The organism is Brevibacterium sp. 2SA, assembly GCF_005502845.1.
GTDB lineage: Bacteria > Actinomycetota > Actinomycetes > Actinomycetales > Brevibacteriaceae > Brevibacterium.
Window position 1 is genome coordinate 1 of the sequence record NZ_SCMW01000038.1, and the last position, 17422, is coordinate 17422.

The window sequence follows — 17422 nt, forward strand, 5'->3', positions numbered from 1 at the left end:
CACATCGTCCTCCACTTCGATGCGAAGGACATCCCCGACTACACGAACCTGCTGGCGAACATGCCCACGCCCTACATCATCGACCACATGGGGCGTGTGCGCACCGGCGACGGAGACCGCCGCGAGGACCCCGATGGCGGCATGGACGCGGTGGGGGATGAACGACCGGGTGGAGACCGTGCCGCCGGCGGTCGGCGGACTGACGAGGACCATCTTCGGCACCGTCGTGTGCGAGACGTCGCCGAGGTTCATCAGGCGTCCCGCTTCGAGGCGGAGGCGTTCGACGCGCTCCCGCAGCACGGTGTCGTCCTCGTGTGTCCCGGGTGCCTCCCGGCCGCTCACCCCGAGGTCGGCGGCTGCAAGGACGACGACGGGCATCCCGTTGTCGATGAGCGTGACCTCGATGCCGTCGATGACGTCGACGGGACGGCCCGTGGGCAGCAGCGCCCCCGTGCTCGACCCGGCGATGTCCTCGAAGTCGAGGTCGACCCGGGCACCGGGGAACGGCACGCCTGAGATCATCGTCTGCCCCCGATAGTCGGGGACGCCGCCGATCAGCGGGAAGACCGCGGTGGCGAACGAATCGGTGTTGACCATGCGGATGCGCACCCGGGCCTGCTCACCCGAGGCGGCCACGAGGCCCCGCTCCACGGCGAACGGGCCGACCCCGGCGAGGATGTTCCCGCAGTTCTGCTTCTCACTCACCGTCGCCTGATCGACGCCGAGCTGGAGGAAGAGGTAGTCGACGTCGTGCCCCGCGCCGGCGGGGGAGACGACGGCGACCTTGCTCGTCAGCGTCGTCGCCCCGCCGAGGCCGTCGATCTGCCTGGCGTCCGGGCTGCCCATGATCTCGAGCAGCAGCGCATTGCGCGCGCCCGGATCCGAGGGCAGGTCGGAGGCGAGGAAGTACAGGCCCTTCGAGGTGCCCCCGCGCATGATCATGCAGGGCACCCCGAGGGGAGCGGCTGAGTGGAACGTCGTCGTGTCCGCAGTCATAGCATCATTGTAGACATTATTGTCAACTATTCGGTGTGAGTTCTCCGTGCCTCCTGCCGGGTACTCCTCAGAGGTTGAAGACCTTGCGGGAGGTCTCGCCGAGGATGTTGCGCTTGCCCTGGTCGGAGAGGAACGGGATGTGCATGATCCGTCCCGGCACGTCGAAGTCCCAGTGCGGCCAGTCCGAGGAGTACATGAGCGTGTTCTCGGCGTCGATGGCGTCGAACGTCGACTTGAGCAGGGCGTCGTCGGTGATCTCGAGCGGCTGCGAGGTGTAGTACATCTCGCGCATGTACTCGCTCGGCAGCTTCGTGAGCATCGGCGCATCCGAGGTCCGCAGCACGTACTCGTGGTCGAGGCGCTGCATCATGAACGGCAGCCAGGCGAGCCCGCTCTCGATCCAGATGACCTTGAGGTCGGGGAAGCGCTCCGGGATGCCGTTGATGATCCAGTTCGTCAGGTGCGTCATATTGCACGTGACGAAGGACATCGCGTGGACGGAGAGGAAGCGGTTCATCGTCTTCGTCATCGTGTCGCCCCACGAGGGTCCGGCGTGGAAGCCGATGGGCATGCCCAGGCGCTCGAGTTCGGCGTAGACGGGGATGTAGGCGTTGTTGTGCACGCCGACGTGCCGCTGCGAGGTGACGAGGAACCCGATGACGTCGGGGTGGTCGTGGTAGCGGCGGATCGTCTCGAGCGAGGCCGCGGGATTCTCGAATGGGAGTCCGAGCATCGTCTTGATCCGCGGGTCCTTGCCGAGCACGGTCGAGGTGAACCACTTGTTGTAGGCGTTCATCAGCTGCAGGCCGATCTCCGGGCTCGGGTGGAGCCCGATCTCGAGCATCGGCTGCGGGAAGACGACCTGGACGTCGATGCTCATCGAGTCCATGGCCCGCTGGATGAGGGTGACGTCGCGGTGGTTGTCCCCGGGCGGCACGTATTCGGCGAGCTGGGCCTGATGCGGGATGCGCCCGCCGACGTCCTGGAAGGTCAGGCCGGGTGTGAACGCCGAGAGCGCGGTCTCGCCCTGCGGCCAGTCGGCGAGGTGGCGGCGGCCGACGTCGCGGAGCACGGGATCCTCGATGTTCTCGATGATCTCCGGCCATGAGTCGAGTTCGACGTGGTGGGAGTCGACGTCGACGATGAAGTAGTCGTCGAGGCCGAACTTCGCCGTATCCTTGCGGGCATTGGCGAGGATCTCCCGGGAGTCGGTGGCTACGGTGATCTGCTGGGTCGGGTGGAGTTCGACCTTGGTCTCGCTCATAGGGAGAGCCTTTCGTCGTCGTGGTCGGCGTTCTCCGGGTTCTCGCGGGAGAACCACAGCGCCAGATCGAAGGGGTTGATGTCCTGCGAGCGCATGAGCGCGGTGACGAGCCGCAGCACGTCCGTCGTCGTCGACTTCTCGCCGGGGATGTCGAGCTGGCCGGTCGGCGTCGTCGCCGCCGCCTTCGTGTACAGGGTCGTGAGGTCGGCGAGAGCGGTGAAGAGATCCTCGATCTCGATCGCGTCGACGCGTCCCTCAAGCAGTTCGCCGAGGTAGGCGTGCAGGTCCGCGGAGATGTCGGCGAACGTGCGCGTCGTCTTCGGGGCCCCGGGTGCCGCGGCGGTGGTGGTCTCAGCGGAGGTCGACATAGATCTCCCCTTCCTCTTCGGTGACGGTGTAGGGCTGGAGTCTGAGCTTGTCGGTCGTCGCGTGGCGGCCGGTGGTGACGTCGAATTCGGCGCCGTGCCACGGGCAGACGATGTGGAGGCGGTCGACGTCGTAGAGCATTCCGGTCACCGTCCGGTCCGGCTGCACATCTTCCTTCACCCGCGGTGTCAGCAGCCCCTGGCACACGGGTCCGCCCTGGTGCGGGCAGGTGTTCGCGTAGGCGTAGACCTCGTCCTTGAAGCGGAAGAGGCCGATCGTGCTCTCACCGATGTCGACGATGAGCCGGCGGCCGTTGCTGAGGTCGGCGCTGTGGGCGACCCTGACTCGACGGATCTGCTTTGCTGGCATGGTCATCCTTCTCTGGCCGCCGAGGCGGTCGGCTTCGTTGCCTGCCATCGCGGAGTGGGGTAGTGCGCCCCGCGATGTTGTTTGTGTACGAACGATCGTAGACAGACGATCGACGTCATGGCAAGGGTCTGCGTGAAATTCGCAGCTGTTACGATGACCGGGTGCCCCACGGAGATCAGATGTATCCGGAGTTCTTCCGCCTGGTTCGGCGCATGCAGCAGCGGCATGCGCAGCTGTGGGCAGCCGGCGACATCCCGATCACGCGGGTCCAGTTCGTCGCCCTGCGCACCCTCGTCGGCAAGCCCGGGATCGAACCGGTCGAGCTCGCCCGACTCCTCGAGATCGACAAGGCCACCCTCGCCGGAGTGCTCTCCCGGCTCGAGGCCACCGGCAACATCCGCCGCGAGGTCGTGCCGTCCGATCGCCGGCGCCGCCTCCTCTTCGTCACCGATGCGGGACGAAAGCTCGTCGCCGACTTCGAACCGGTGACGATCGAGATCAACCGCCGGCTCTTCGCGCCGGTGAGCGAGTCGCAGATGCGCGAACTCCTCAGGCTCATCAGCTACGTCGCCGATGAGGGCAGCGAATAGGCGACCGAACCGACGGCTGCCGCCGGATCCAGCCGGCCCGGTCCGGGTCGAAGCGTTCCCGAAGATTGTTGACAAAATGATTGACAATGTTGTGACGCGGTCGTTAGCGTGACGAGTGGGAGACCTCGCAACGGGCGAGTGCTCCTCCTGGTCACCGGGGACTGAGCCGGCGGACGCGCAGACGCAGCGCCGCCTCGGCGTCGTCGATGGGCCGGGACCGTGTCTCAGGCACCTGCACCCTCTGCGGGTCGGCCGGGACGTCGACTGTGCCAGGGAGAGGCTGAACATGACAACGAAACCGCAGAACCTCCAAGAGGTCATGGACCAAGCGGGAAGCACCGTCGAGCTGCTGCGCAACTCGCAGGTGGGCAAGTACATCTATCCCGTCGTCCCCTCCGAATTCACGAACTGGCGGCGTGAGCAGGAGGCGTGGCGCAACGCCGCGGTCCTCTTCGATCAGTCGCATCACATGGACAGCCTGCGCATCGCCGGACCGGACGCGCTCAAGCTCCTCTCCGACACGGCGATCAACTCGTTCGCGAACTTCCCCGTCAACGCCGCCAAGCAGTACGTGCCGACCGCCTCGAACGGCGGAGTGATCGGCGACGGCATCCTCTTCCACCTCGATGACGAGGAGTTCCTCTACGTCGGCCGCTCCCCGGCCGCGAACTGGCTGACCTGGCGCGCGGAGGACGGGGACTACAAGGTCGACCTGACGATGGACCGCCGTTCCCCTTCGCGCCCCTACGGACACGAGGTCAAGCGCGAGTTCTGGCGCTACCAGATCCAGGGACCGCGGGCCTGGGAGGTCATCGAGAAGCTCCAGGGCGGACCGGTCGACAAGCTCAAGTTCTTCCGCATGGGCACCCTCAACGTCGGCGGCACCGAGGTGCGCACGCTGCGCCACGGCATGGCCGGCGCCCCTGGCCTCGAACTCTGGGGACCCTACGCCGACGCCGATCGCATCCGCGAGACGATCCTCGAGGCCGGCGCCGAGTTCGGTCTCGAGATGGCGGGCATGCGCGCGTACTCCGGCAACACCTTCGAGTCCGGGTGGATCCCCTCGCCGCTGCCGGCGATCTACACCGGCGAGTTCGAAGAGGCCTACCGGAAGTGGCTGCCGGCCGACAGCTACGAAGCCGTCAACGCCCTGGCCGGCTCCTTCGTCTCCGACTCGATCGAGGACTACTACCTCAACCCGTGGGAGCTCGGCTACGGCTCGTTCGTCAAGTTCGACCACGACTTCATCGGCAGGGATGCCCTCGAGAAGGTCGATGTCGACTCCCAGCGCCGCAAGGTCACCCTCGCGTGGAACGCCGAGGACCTGACGAAGGTGCTCGGATCGCTGCTCGACCCGAATTCGGTGGGCAACCAGTTCTTCGACTTCCCGAACGCGAACTACGGGTCGAGCAACTTCGACTCCGTCATCGACGCCGACGGCAAGGTCGTCGGTTTCTCGATGTTCACCGGCTACACCGCGAACGAGCGCACGGGCCTGTCGATGGCCACCGTCGACCCGAGCGTGCCGATCGGCGCCGAGGTGCGCGTGGTCTGGGGTGAGCCCGACGGCGGCAGCCGCAAGACCACCGTGCAGCCGACCGACCAGGCCTTCGTCCGGGCGATCGTCAGCCCGGCGCCGTACTCGGCCGTCGCACGTGAGGAGTACCAGCAGGGCTGGCGCACCGCGAGCTGAGCCCACAAACTTCACCCGACGTCCCAAATGGGATGCGGCGCCGCATCCCATTTGGGACGTCGGGTGAAGTGAGGGAGGGATCCGGTCTGCGGGCCGGGTCCCTCCTCGGCGTGCCCGGGGCGGTTGTCCTCGAGTGCGCTGTGCCACTACACTGAGTGCGGACAATTTCATACGCCGTTAAGACATGACGTGGGAGAGCTGCGCAGCCGCAACAGCACTGTGCAGCGCCGTAGGTGCAATTCCCTCCCCGGGAAACTCTCAGGCCCAGTACCACCGATTGCAGGCATATCTGGAGGAGCGCATCCGCGCAGCGTCTCATACGCAGCGGGAGCGCGGTCCGACAGATCGGGGAGGACCTTCACTGCTCAGTGCGTCCTCCACAGGTGGGCGCGACACCGACCAAGGACGGCAATTGACCAGTTCACTCGCCCACACCACGCAGGCCACCGGAGACACGGCGCGCCCGTTCTCCGACCGGCACATCGGACCCCGCGCCGACGACACCGAGGCGATGCTCGCCGAACTCGGCTACGAGTCCCTCGAAGCACTCTCGACCGCCGCCGTCCCGGCCTCCATCCAGATCGACGGCCTCAACCTGCCCACCGGCAAGTCCGAGACCGAGGTCCTCGCCGACCTCCGCGACCTCGCCTCCCAGAACGTCATGCGCACGCAGATGATCGGCCAGGGCTACTTCGACACCGTCACCCCTGCCGTCATCCGCCGCAACATGGTGGAGAACCCCGCCTGGTACACCGCGTACACGCCCTATCAGCCCGAGATCTCCCAGGGCCGCCTCGAAGCGCTGCTCAACTTCCAGCAGGTCGTCGAAGACCTCACCGGCCTCGACATCGCCAACGCCTCGCTGCTCGATGAGGCCACCGCCGTCGCCGAGGCGGTCCTCCTCATGCGTCGGTCCGTGAAGAAGGGCTCGACGGTCGTCCTCGACTCCGAGCTCCACCCGCAGGTCATCGCCAACGTCCACGTCCGCGCCCGCGCGCTCGACTTCGACGTCGTCGTCGCCGACCTCTCCGAAGGCCTCGTCGGTGAGGACATCTTCGGCATCGTCTGCGCCCAGCCCGGCACCACCGGCGCCATCCGCGACTTCACCGCGGCCGTCGAGGGCGCCCACGAACGCGGCGCCCTCGTCACCTTCGACACCGACCTCCTCGCGCTCACCCTGCTCAAGGACCCGGCTTCCCAGGGCGCGGACATCGCCGTCGGATCGGCCCAGCGCTTCGGTGTGCCGCTCTTCTTCGGCGGACCCCATGCCGCATTCATGTCCGTCAAGGACTCCCTGCAGCGTCAGCTGCCCGGCCGCCTCGTCGGCGTCTCGAAGGACGCCCAGGGCAAGCCCGGCTACCGGCTGGCCCTGCAGACCCGTGAGCAGCACATCCGCCGGCAGAAGGCGACGAGCAACATCTGCACCGCGCAGGCCCTGCTCGCCAACGTCGCCTCGATGTACGCCGTCTACCACGGCCCCATCGGCCTGACCCGCATCGCCTCCCGCATCCACCGCCTCGCCGAGGCCTTCGCCGAGGCCGCCGACACCGCACCGGGCGCCGAGGTGGTCACCCGTGACTTCTTCGACACCGTGGCCGTCCGCGTCGCCGATGCCGAAGCCGCCCGAGTCGTCGCCGAGGCCGCAGGCTTCAACATCCGCGTCATCGACCCGACCACGATCGGCGTCTCCTTCGGCGAATCCCACACGGTCGACGACGCCAACGGCCTGCTCGAGGCCCTCGGCATCCTCGCCCGCATCGACGCCGATGACTTCGCGGCCGCCTCGGCGGGGACCTTCGGACCCAACCAGATCCCGGAACCGCAGTTCGACGCGAACCTGCACCGGGACACCGAGTTCCTCACCCACCCCGTGTTCAACACGCACGGCTCCGAGACCTCGATGATGCGCTACCTGCGCACCCTGGCCGACCGGGACCTCGCGCTCGACCGGACGATGATCCCGCTGGGCTCGTGCACGATGAAGCTCAACTCGGCCATCGAGATGGAGCCGATCACGTGGCCCGAGTTCGCCACGATCCACCCCTTCGCCCCGATCGAGCAGACCCAGGGATGGCGCACGCTCATCGGCCGTCTCGAGGACTCCCTCGTCGAGGTCACCGGCTACGACCGGGTCTCGCTGCAGCCCAACGCCGGCTCCCAGGGTGAGTTCGCGGGCCTGCTCGCGATCCGCCTCTACCACCGGGAGAACGGCAACCCGCAGCGCACGGTCTGCCTCATCCCGCAGTCGGCGCACGGCACGAACGCCGCCTCCGCGGTGCTCGCCGGCCTCGAGGTCCAGGTCGTCGCGACCGCCGACGACGGGTCGATCGACCTCGACGACCTCGACGCGAAGATCGAGAAGACCGGTGACCGGCTCGCCGCGATCATGATCACCTACCCGTCGACGCACGGCGTCTTCGAGTCCGAAGTCCGCATCGTCTGCGACAAGGTCCATGCGGCCGGCGGTCAGGTCTACGTCGACGGCGCGAACCTCAACGCCCTTGTCGGTCTCGCCAAGCCCGGCGAGTTCGGCGGCGACGTCTCCCACCTCAACCTCCACAAGACGTTCTGCATCCCCCACGGCGGCGGCGGCCCCGGTGTGGGTCCGGTCGCGGTCCGCGAGCACCTCGCCCCGCACCTGCCCGGCAACCCCGTCAACCCGGACCTCGTCTCCGGTGACATGTCGACCGTCGACCTCCCGGTCTCCGGTTCGCTCTACGGCTCCGCCGGCGTCCTGCCGATCAGCTTCGCCTACCTCGAGCTCATGGGCGGCGAGGGACTGCGGGAGGCGACCCGGGCGGCCCTGCTCGGCGCGAACTACATCGCGAAGAAGCTGGGCGACGTCTTCCCGGTCCTCTACTCGGGGGAGAACGGGCTCGTCGGGCACGAGACGATCCTCGACCTCCGTGAGATCACCGCGAAGACCGGTGTCACCGCCGAGGATGTCGCCAAGCGCCTCATCGACTACGGCTTCCATGCCCCGACGCTCGCGTTCCCGGTGCCCGGCACCCTCATGGTCGAACCGACCGAGTCCGAGGACAAGGCCGAACTCGACCGGTTCATCGAGGCGATGCGCAGCATCCGCGCCGAGATCGACGCGATCGGCAGCGACTACTCGTACGAGGAGTCCCCGCTCAAGGCGGCCCCGCACCCGGCGACGGTCGTCATGGACGACTGGGACGGCAAGTACAGCCGGGAGACCGCGGTCTTCCCGGTCCCCGGCCTGCGCCTGACGAAGTACTTCCCGCCGGTCAGCCGCATCGACGGCGCATACGGCGACCGCAACCTCGTCTGCTCCTGCCCTCCGCCGGAGGCCTTCGAGACCACCGACACCGAGGAGAACTGATGACAGAGACGCACACCCAGGCAGCCGGCCAGATCAAGGAGACGCCGCTGCACGATGCGCATGCGAAGCTGGGCGCGAGCTTCACCGACTTCGGCGGCTGGGACATGCCCTTGAAGTACGGCTCCGAACTCGCCGAGCACCGCGCTGTGCGCGAAGCGGCGGGCATCTTCGACCTCTCCCACATGGGCGAGGTGCGGGTCACCGGTGCCGGTGCCGCGGCCTTCCTCGACTACGCGCTCGTCGCGAAGTACTCGACGATGAAGGTCGGCAAGGCGAAGTACGGGGTCATCGTCAACGCGGAGGGGTACCTCCTCGACGACCTCATCACCTACCGGATCGGTGAGGAGGAGTTCCTCATCGTCCCCAACGCCTCGAACACGCCGGTCGTCGTCGCCGCGCTCACCGAGCGTCTCGAGACGTTCCTCACCGAGGTCGAGCCCGGCGCGGATGTGCGCATGGCCGACGAATCCGGGGACACCTCCCTCATCGCCGTGCAGGGACCGAATTCGCAGGACATCATCCTCACCGCCCTCGACAAGGGTGCCGACGGAACCTTCGGACCGCGGACCACCTCGGCGGATGCAGCCGATGACGCCGAGACCCGCACGGTCGGAGAGGCCGTGGCCGAACTCGGGTACTACGCGTGGATGCCGATCACGATCGCCGGCATCGACCTCGTGCTCGCCCGCACCGGTTACACCGGCGAGGACGGGTTCGAGCTCTACGTCCCGAACATCGCCGCGACCCGCCTGTGGGACACACTGATGACCGCCGGTGCCGGCCACGGGCTCGTGCCCGCGGGCCTCGCCGCCCGCGATTCGCTCCGCCTGGAAGCGGGCATGCCGCTCTACGGCAACGAGCTGACGCTCACGACGACGCCGTTCGACGTCGAACTCGGCCGGATGATCGGCTTCACGTCCAAGGACGAATTCGTCGCCCGCGAGGCACTCGCCGCGCTCGGGGAGACCGAACCCAGCCGTGTCCTCGTCGGGCTCGTCTCAGACGGCAGGCGTGCCGCGCGGTCGGGGTCGGCGATCATCTCCGACGGCGCGGAGGTGGGTGTCGTGACCTCGGGGCAGCCCTCGCCGACGCTCGGCCATCCCATCGCGCTCGCGTTCGTCGACCGTGAGCTCAGTGCTCCCGGCACCGAGGTGGCCGTGGACATCCGGGGCAAGTCGCACGATTTCACCGTGGTCGAACTGCCGTTCTACAAGCGTTCGGGAAACTGATGCTTATCGACCAGTGAGACTTGTCCCGATGACTCGTACACTGGTCACACCTGCTCGCCACAACCGCTGTCCCACAGCAGAAAGGGAAGATCATGGCTGATCTGCCAGCACTTCCGAAGGACTTCTCCTACTCCGCCGAACACGAATGGGTCAACCAGGGTCCCGACACGATCGCCGGACAGACCGTGAAGATCGGCATCACCGCGGTGGCCGCCGACGCCCTCGGCGAGGTCGTCTACCTCAACCTGCCGAGCGTCGGTGACGGCGTCAAGGCCGGAGAGACCTGTGGTGAGGTCGAGTCGACGAAGTCGGTCTCCGACCTCTACTCGCCCGTCGGCGGCGAGGTCACCTCGATCAACGAGAAGGTCCTCGACTCCCCGGGTCTCGTCAACTCCGATCCCTACGGCGAGGGCTGGCTCTTCGAGGTCAACGTCGACGAGGTCGGCGTCGTCATGGACGCCGACAGCTACGCGAAGAACAACTCCCTGTAACGCGTTCTCGCCGCCTCGTCGTCGCTGGTGACGGCGTTGGTGGCTCAGCAGTGCGACATACCGACGGGGTCGGTCATATCCGAAGAAGTCCGGATGGGACCGACCCTGTCGTCTGTCCGAAACGCCCTCCCCTCACCCCGTCATCCCGCTCCTTCTTCCCTGTCACGAATGCTCCCTCCTCAAGAAACGGTGGACCCACCATGCCACTGAGCGTCTTCGATCTCTTCACCGTCGGCATCGGCCCCTCGAGTTCGCACACCGTCGGCCCGATGCGCGCGGCCGTGAGCTTCCTCGATCTCATCGGCGATGACCTCGACTCCGTCGCGAGCCTGCGCGTCGACGTCTTCGGCTCGCTCGCCGCGACCGGCGCCGGCCACGGCACCTTCGACGCGATCCTCCTCGGCCTTGAGGGCTGCCGCCCCGACGCCGTCGACGGCAACGAGCTCACCGCCCGCCGCACCCGCATGGCCGAGACCGGTGAGATCATCCTCGGCGACGCGACCGGCAATGGGGTCGAACTCGAGTTCACCGAGGCTGACATGGTCAAACGCCCGCTGACCGTGCTGCCGCGTCACACGAACGCGCTCACGCTCGCCGTCTTCGACGAGGCGGGTGCGACCCTGGCCGAGGAGACCTACTACTCCGTCGGCGGTGGCTTCGTCACCTCGGAGACCGAGTTCGTCGAGAAGGAGCAGGCCGCCGAGGCGCTCGTGTCCACCGAGACCGCGCTCGCCGAGGCGGCTGCCGACGAGGACGTCGCGGCGCTCACCGACGATTCGCTCTACGTCGAGGACGCCGACGACGCCGACGAGGGGTTCGACGACGAACCCGATGACCCGTCGAATGCCGATGAGGACCAGGAGTTCGCCGTCGCCGAGGCGGTCGTCGACGCGGAACTCGAAGCCGCGAGCGAGGAGCTGCCCTTCCCGTTCCACTCCGGCGTCGAACTCCTTGAGCAGTGCCGGACCAATGAGCTCTCGATCGCCGAGGTGATGCTCGCCAACGAGCGGACGATGCGCGACGAGGACGAGATCCGTCACGGCCTCCTCCACATCTATTCCGTCATGGAGGAGTGCGCGTCGAACTCGCTCGACCGGTCGGGTCACCTGCCGGGTGGGCTCAAGGTGCGCCGACGTGCCCACGACTGGTACCTCAAGCTCAAGGCCGAGGATCCCGACCGCGATCCGAAGTTCTACCTCGAGTGGGTCAACCTCGTCGCGATGGCCGTCAACGAGGAGAACGCCTCGGGCGGTCGGGTCGTCACCGCCCCGACGAACGGCGCGGCCGGCATCATCCCCGCCGTGCTCCACTACGCGCTCAACTACGTCGATGAGGTGACCGCCGGGGGAGAGGCCGCCAAGCACGACGCGATCATGACGTTCCTCCTCACGGCCGCCGCGATCGGCGTCCTCTACAAGGAGCGGGCCTCGATCTCCGGCGCCGAGGTGGGCTGCCAGGGCGAGGTCGGATCCGCCTCGTCGATGGCCGCCGGCGGACTGGCCGCGGTCATGGGCGGCACCCCTGAGCAGGTCGAGAACGCCGCGGAGATCGCGATGGAGCACAACCTCGGATTGACCTGCGACCCGATCGCCGGGCTCGTCCAGGTGCCGTGCATCGAACGCAACGCGATCGCCGCAGGCAAGGCGATCAACGCCTCCCGGATGGCGCTGTGGGGCGACGGCCAGCACCGGGTCAGCCTCGACGAGGTCATCGAGACGATGCGCCAGACCGGTGCCGACATGTCCTCGAAGTACAAGGAGACCGCGCTCGGCGGATTGGCCGTCAACGTCGTCGAGTGCTGAGGACAGGCTGTGACGGTGGACGACTGCCTCGGCGGGGTGAGCGGGGACGGGACTGCGATGTCTCGGTCAGCGGGTCGCCGTTCCTCCATCGTTTGGAACTCGTGTTCCACGTCTCGGGAAATGTAACGAACGGATAACGAAGGGTCCTCCGTCAGGCAGCCGTAGTGGCGAGCACGACGATCCCCAGAGATGCCATGGGGAAACCCCGGGACCACCTCGGCGAGGTTCTTATCCCCACCCCCGCGCTGCGGGCGCGGATTCGGGGTGAAATCGCCGAGGTGAGATTGACGCTCATGCTCATCTCGTTAGGTTTGTGGGCGTGAGAAACGCACTCGCTCAACCGAAGACGGAAACCGACGTCCGCCCTCCCTCGCTCGAGGACGGACAGCATCTGTGGCGGCTGGCGAAGGACTCGGCCGTGCTCGATCTCAACTCCTCCTACTCGTACCTGCTGTGGTGTCGTGACTTCGCGGACACCTCGGCGATCGCCTGGATAGACGGCGAACCCGCGGGGTTCGTCACGGGTTACACGCGTCCGGACAATCCGGACACCCTGATGATCTGGCAGGTCGCCGTCTCCGAGGCGTTCCGCGGGCGCGGCCTGGCCTCGACGATGCTCCACGCACTCGCCGACCGGACCGGAGCGCTGCGGCTGGAGACGACGATCACCGACGACAACGCGGCCTCGAACCGCCTGTTCCAGGCGTTCGCCGAGCAGCGCGGAGCCAGATTCGACCGGCGCCCGCTGTTCACCCCGGACCTCTACCCGGACGGCCACGACACCGAATACCTCTACGAGATCGCCCCGCTCTGAGCGCGGGTCGGGATCGGCTCTTCCTGTGCTCGGAGCACGGGTCGGCACGGCCCCGGTGGGCGGTCTCGGCGACTGCTCGACTTCAGCCCTCAACGGACGATCTCCCGCGGGCCCGCACGGGCGGGTCCGCACCCGCAGGGGAACCAGCTCAACCCTGCATCCGCAGGCCAGCCTGCACCCGCAGTCGAAACTGCACGCTGTCGAAAGGAATCATGCGATGACTGACACCACGACGACCACCCCAGACATCTTCGAGACCCGCGAATCCGCAGTGCGCGGCTACTCCCGTTCGTGGCCGGCGACCTTCGCCAAGGCCCAGGGTCCGCGGCAGTGGGACGAGGACGGCAATGAGTACCTCGACTTCTTCTCCGGGGCCGGTGCCCTCAACTACGGGCACAACAATCCGGCGCTGATGAACCCGCTCGTCGAATACCTCCAGTCCGGTGCCGTGCTCCATTCGCTCGACATGAAGACCCCGGCCAAGCGGGAGTTCCTCGAGACGTTCGAGAAGCTCATCCTCGAGCCGCGGGGACTCGACTACACGGTGATGTTCCCCGGACCGACGGGAACGAACACCGTCGAGGCGGCGCTCAAGCTCGCCCGCAAGGTCACCGGCCGCCAGCACCTGCTCTCGTTCACGAACGCGTTCCACGGCATGACCCTCGGGTCGCTGTCGGTGACCGGCAATTCGATGAAGCGCGAGGGCGCGGGCATTCCGCTGACGAACAGCTCGAAGATCCCCTACGACGACTACTTCGACGGGGAGACCCCCGACTTCCTCTGGCTCGAGAAGGTCCTCGAGGACTCGGGCTCCGGTGTCGACAAGCCGGCGGCGATCATCGTCGAGACCGTCCAGGGCGAAGGCGGCGTGCGGGCGGCGCGGGCCGAATGGCTGCGAGAGCTCTCGGCGCTGTGCAAGAAGCACGACATCCTCCTCATCGTCGACGACGTTCAGGCCGGCTGCGGTCGCACCGGCACGTTCTTCAGCTTCGAAGACGCCGGCATCGAACCGGACATCGTGTGCCTGTCGAAGTCGATCTCCGGATCGGGTCTGCCGATGGCGCTCACCCTCTTCCGCCCCGAACTCGACGCGTGGGAGCCGGGTGAGCACAACGGCACGTTCCGCGGGAACAATCCGGCCTTCGTCACCGCGACCGCGGCACTGAAGAACTTCTGGGCCGACAATGCGTTCCAGAACGAACTCGCCGACACGATCGCCCACCTTCACCAGCGCCTCGACGCCATTGCAGCCAAGGCCGAGGGAGCCACCGTGCGCGGCCGCGGTCTGCTCGCCGGGCTGCTCTTCGATGACCCGGAGACGGCAGGGAAGATCGCCGCCGAGGCGTTCGCCACCGGCCTCCTCATCGAGACCTCGGGCCCGCGTGACGAGGTCGTGAAGATCATGCCGCCGCTGACGATCACCGAGCGCGACCTCACCGCCGGACTCGACATCCTCGAAGCCGCCGTGCTCAAGGTCGCCCCGGCCGCGACGCCGGCGATGGCCTGAGCCTCGCCGGGACTTCTCTGCGCCCCGCCTGCCGCAGCGAGAGGTGGCCCGACCGCCTCGGCGAGGGTTCAGGGATACGACCACACTGACGAAACGAAGGGACACGATATGTACGTAGTCAATCGCGATGACCTCAACGGAACCGACCGGGACGTCCAGTCGGAGACGTGGCGGAGTCGGCGGATGGTGCTCGGCCGGGAGGGAGTCGGATTCTCCTTCCACGACACCGTCATCTACGCGGGCACGCGCTCGACGTTCCATTACCAGAACCACATCGAAGCCGTGTACTGCGTGCAGGGCGACGGCACGCTCACCGACGAGGAGACGGGCAAGACGTACCCGCTCACCGACGGGACGATGTACCTGCTCGACGGGCGCGAGAAGCACACCGTCGTCGCGAACACCGAACTGCGCATGGCGTGCGTGTTCAACCCGCCGGTCACCGGCCGCGAAGTCCACGACGAGAACGGCGTCTACCCGCTCATCATCGAGGAGACCGCCGCGGTCTGAGCAGCCGGCCGGTCTGGACGGCCTGCTGGCCTCCGGGCCGGTTGCGTCCGGCCGCGTACCCGGCGTCCCGGCCGCGTACCCGGCGTCCCGACCGTTTACGGCTCACTTCAGTTTGAGGGGCTCACGTTTTGGCGTGAGCCCCTCAAACTGAAGTGAGCCCTAAGCAGGGACCCCCTGCTCGAACCCGTGGCTCGAACCCGTGGCCCGAACCCTCTGCTCGAACCCGCGGCCCCTCACCTCACTGGGTCTTCGCTGCCTTCTTGGCGTTCTTCTTCGCGTCCCAGTAGGCGCGGGTGGTGACCTCGTCGGAGCCGTCCCACGCGTCGATGCCGTCGACGCCGGGCAGGTCGTCGCGGTTGAACACCGGCTCGAGACCCTGCTTGCGCTGTGCGGTGTAGTTCTTGAGCACCTTGAGCGCGATCCCGCCGAGGAGGAAGACGGCGACGAGGTTCGTCAGTGCCATGATCGACATGAACACGTCGGCGGCGGACCAGGCGAGCGGCAGGGCGATGACCGAGCCGGTGAACACGGCGGCCATGACGATGATCCGGTAGATGATGATCGCCGGGCGCGCGTTCCTCTTGAACAGGTAGGAGATGTTCGCCTCGCCGTAGTAGTAGTTGCCGAGGATCGAGGAGAACGCGAAGAGGAAGATCGCCACGGTGAGGAAGTGGACCGCCCAGGACCCCAGCTGGGAGGCCAGCGCGGTCTGCGTCAGCGACGCACCCTGCGCCTCGTCGTAGACGGGGTTGGAGAGCAGGACGATGAACGCCGTGATCGAGCAGACGAGGATCGTGTCGAAGTAGACGCCGAGGCTCTGCACGAGACCCTGCTTGGCGGGGTGGGAGACCGACGAGGTGGCGGCGGCGTTGGGCACCGAGCCCATGCCGGCCTCGTTGGAGAAGAGGCCGCGGCGGATGCCCTGGAGGATGACGATGCCGATGCCGCCGCCGACGACGGATTCGATGCCGAACGCGTTCCTGATGATGAGCATGATCATGTCGGGCACCTCGGTGATGTTCATCGCGACGACGAGCACACCGAGGAAGAGGTACGCGACGGCCATGACCGGGACGATGACCGAGGACCAGGCCGAGATCCGCTGCACACCGCCGAGGAAGACCGCGCCGGTGACGAGCGCGAGGAAGATGCCGAGGCCGACGGGCAGCCAGAAGCTCTGCGTGGTGTCGATGTTGAGGCTCGTGGCCGTGGCGTCGACGATCGAGTTCGCCTGCAGCGAGTTGAAGACGAGGCCGTAGGTGACCGTGATGATGACGGCGAAGAACGCTCCCATCAGGGGCTTCTTCAGTCCCACGCTCATGTAGTAGGCGGGGCCGCCGCGGAAGGAGTCCTTGTCCTTGACCTTGTAGAGCTGGCCGAGTGTCGACTCGACGAAGGCGGTGGCGGCGCCGAAGATCGCCATGAGCCACATCCAGAAGACGGCTCCCGGGCCGCCGATGGAGATCGCCAGGGCGATGCCGGCGATGTTGCCGGTGCCCACGCGGGAGGCGGCGGAGATCCAGAACGCCTTGAACGACGAGATCGACTTCGTGCCGTCCTTGTTGTTGCCGGGGCTCTCGCCGATGACGCGGAACATCTCCGGCAGCAGCCGCAGCTGGACCATGCTGGTGCGGATGCTCAGGTAGAGGGCGACGCCGATGAGGACGACGATGAGCACCCACCCGAGTCGGTCATTGACGAATGCGATGAGGTCTTCGAGGGACATGCCGATCGTTCCAATGCTTGTGCGGTGTTGTGCGTTTTCTCAACTCATTGTGCCACCACTCACATCATCGGGTGCGCGGCAGGGGCATGCGCAGCGCGGCAAGAGGGATTGCATCGCCGAGGCTGTTCGCCGCGACCGCGATCACCCCACTTCAGACGTGGTACTATTCCTGTGATCTACCGCACTTCGAAAGACCTGTACCGTGCCGACGACGCTGACTGGGATTCCTGCTCCCTGGGCTGCACATCGCCCGTTCCCCTGTGGAGGAGTCTCGTTGAGGACCGTTCGTCGTGCGCTCGCCGCCGAGCCTGAGCGCCGCGGATTCGCCGGCCCAGCATTCGTGCGCCCACGTACCTCTGCGCGTGCGTCGTTCGCACCGAGGTTCCCGGGAGTTCCGACGGGATCACTGCTCGATGACTGTCAGATCGTCGCCTCGCATCTCCCCGCGCGTGCCGGTGAACGTGTCGATCGCTTCAGATATATGAACGAGAAGGCCGAAGTTCGATTTCCGCGAGCCGTAGGCGCCTTTTGCGCTCGACCCTCGTGCGGCCTGCATGTGCGCCAGGTCGCTGTCATCGACGTGCCAGATGATGACCTGTGGAGGGTCGTCCCCGACGAACGTGATGCGGCGAGAATCCGCACTTACCGACCAGCCGTTGTCATTGAAGACGGCAACGATTTCGCGTCGTGTATTCCTCAAGTTCCCCTCCTGTGCCCTG

General features: G+C 66.9%; 15 protein-coding genes and 1 riboswitch. Of the genes, 9 read left to right on the plus strand and 6 right to left on the minus strand.

Annotated features, from left to right (window positions below):
- The 4 genes from FFS20_RS12725 to FFS20_RS12740 all read right to left on the minus strand — a co-directional run.
- Positions 1 to 996 (minus strand): PrpF domain-containing protein (locus FFS20_RS12725; protein WP_137826217.1); only part of this gene is annotated, 996 nt, incomplete at its 3' end.
- A 67-nt stretch (positions 997 to 1063) separates the two neighbouring features.
- Complete coding sequence (locus FFS20_RS12730) at positions 1064 to 2260, minus strand: amidohydrolase family protein (RefSeq protein ID WP_137826218.1); 1197 nt, start codon at positions 2258 to 2260, stop codon at positions 1064 to 1066.
- Positions 2257 to 2628, minus strand: coding sequence for a hypothetical protein (locus tag FFS20_RS12735; RefSeq protein WP_137826219.1), 372 nt, complete (start codon positions 2626 to 2628; stop codon positions 2257 to 2259). Before FFS20_RS12735 ends, FFS20_RS12730 begins: the two co-directional genes overlap by 4 nt.
- Positions 2612 to 2995, minus strand: a complete 384-nt coding sequence (locus tag FFS20_RS12740; RefSeq protein ID WP_137826220.1) for a Rieske 2Fe-2S domain-containing protein — start codon at positions 2993 to 2995, stop codon at positions 2612 to 2614. The genes FFS20_RS12735 and FFS20_RS12740 overlap by 17 nt, the downstream gene beginning before the upstream one ends.
- 161 nt (positions 2996 to 3156) lie before the next feature.
- On the opposite strand from FFS20_RS12740, the gene FFS20_RS12745 reads away from it, so the two are divergent.
- The 9 genes from FFS20_RS12745 to FFS20_RS12785 all read left to right on the plus strand — a co-directional run bounded on the left by FFS20_RS12745 (position 3157) and on the right by FFS20_RS12785 (position 14977).
- Positions 3157 to 3585, plus strand: a complete 429-nt coding sequence (locus FFS20_RS12745; RefSeq protein ID WP_137826221.1) for a MarR family transcriptional regulator — start codon at positions 3157 to 3159, stop codon at positions 3583 to 3585.
- A gap of 286 nt (positions 3586 to 3871) precedes the next feature.
- Positions 3872 to 5278 (plus strand): aminomethyl transferase family protein, encoded by a 1407-nt coding sequence (locus FFS20_RS12750; protein WP_137826222.1) that lies wholly within the window; start codon positions 3872 to 3874, stop codon positions 5276 to 5278.
- A gap of 180 nt (positions 5279 to 5458) precedes the next feature.
- Positions 5459 to 5561: riboswitch (glycine riboswitch) on the plus strand.
- A 129-nt stretch (positions 5562 to 5690) separates the two neighbouring features.
- The gene (gcvP, locus tag FFS20_RS12755; protein WP_137826223.1) at positions 5691 to 8624 is read left to right on the plus strand and encodes an aminomethyl-transferring glycine dehydrogenase; all 2934 of its coding nucleotides are present in this window, start codon (positions 5691 to 5693) and stop codon (positions 8622 to 8624) included.
- Positions 8624 to 9853, plus strand: a complete 1230-nt coding sequence (gcvT, locus tag FFS20_RS12760; RefSeq protein ID WP_137826224.1) for a glycine cleavage system aminomethyltransferase GcvT — start codon at positions 8624 to 8626, stop codon at positions 9851 to 9853. Before gcvP ends, gcvT begins: the two co-directional genes overlap by 1 nt.
- Before the next feature lie 92 nt (positions 9854 to 9945).
- Positions 9946 to 10344 carry a glycine cleavage system protein GcvH gene (gcvH, locus tag FFS20_RS12765; RefSeq protein WP_198500382.1) on the plus strand — a complete coding sequence of 133 codons (399 nt, stop codon included), beginning with the start codon at positions 9946 to 9948 and terminating at the stop codon, positions 10342 to 10344.
- Between the two features lie 200 nt (positions 10345 to 10544).
- Positions 10545 to 12146, plus strand: coding sequence for an L-serine ammonia-lyase (locus FFS20_RS12770; RefSeq protein ID WP_137826225.1), 1602 nt, complete (start codon positions 10545 to 10547; stop codon positions 12144 to 12146).
- Between the two features lie 319 nt (positions 12147 to 12465).
- Positions 12466 to 12960 carry a diaminobutyrate acetyltransferase gene (ectA, locus tag FFS20_RS12775; protein ID WP_349290523.1) on the plus strand — a complete coding sequence of 165 codons (495 nt, stop codon included), beginning with the start codon at positions 12466 to 12468 and terminating at the stop codon, positions 12958 to 12960.
- Between the two features lie 217 nt (positions 12961 to 13177).
- Positions 13178 to 14467 (plus strand): diaminobutyrate--2-oxoglutarate transaminase, encoded by a 1290-nt coding sequence (gene ectB / locus FFS20_RS12780; protein ID WP_137826227.1) that lies wholly within the window; start codon positions 13178 to 13180, stop codon positions 14465 to 14467.
- A 108-nt stretch (positions 14468 to 14575) separates the two neighbouring features.
- Complete coding sequence (locus FFS20_RS12785) at positions 14576 to 14977, plus strand: ectoine synthase (RefSeq protein ID WP_137826228.1); 402 nt, start codon at positions 14576 to 14578, stop codon at positions 14975 to 14977.
- A gap of 238 nt (positions 14978 to 15215) precedes the next feature.
- Here the strand turns inward: FFS20_RS12785 and FFS20_RS12790 are convergent, their stop codons facing one another.
- Complete coding sequence (locus tag FFS20_RS12790) at positions 15216 to 16703, minus strand: alanine/glycine:cation symporter family protein (RefSeq protein ID WP_137826229.1); 1488 nt, start codon at positions 16701 to 16703, stop codon at positions 15216 to 15218.
- Between the two features lie 403 nt (positions 16704 to 17106).
- The gene (locus FFS20_RS12795; RefSeq protein ID WP_137826230.1) at positions 17107 to 17403 is read right to left on the minus strand and encodes a hypothetical protein; all 297 of its coding nucleotides are present in this window, start codon (positions 17401 to 17403) and stop codon (positions 17107 to 17109) included.
- Positions 17404 to 17422 lie beyond the last annotated feature (19 nt).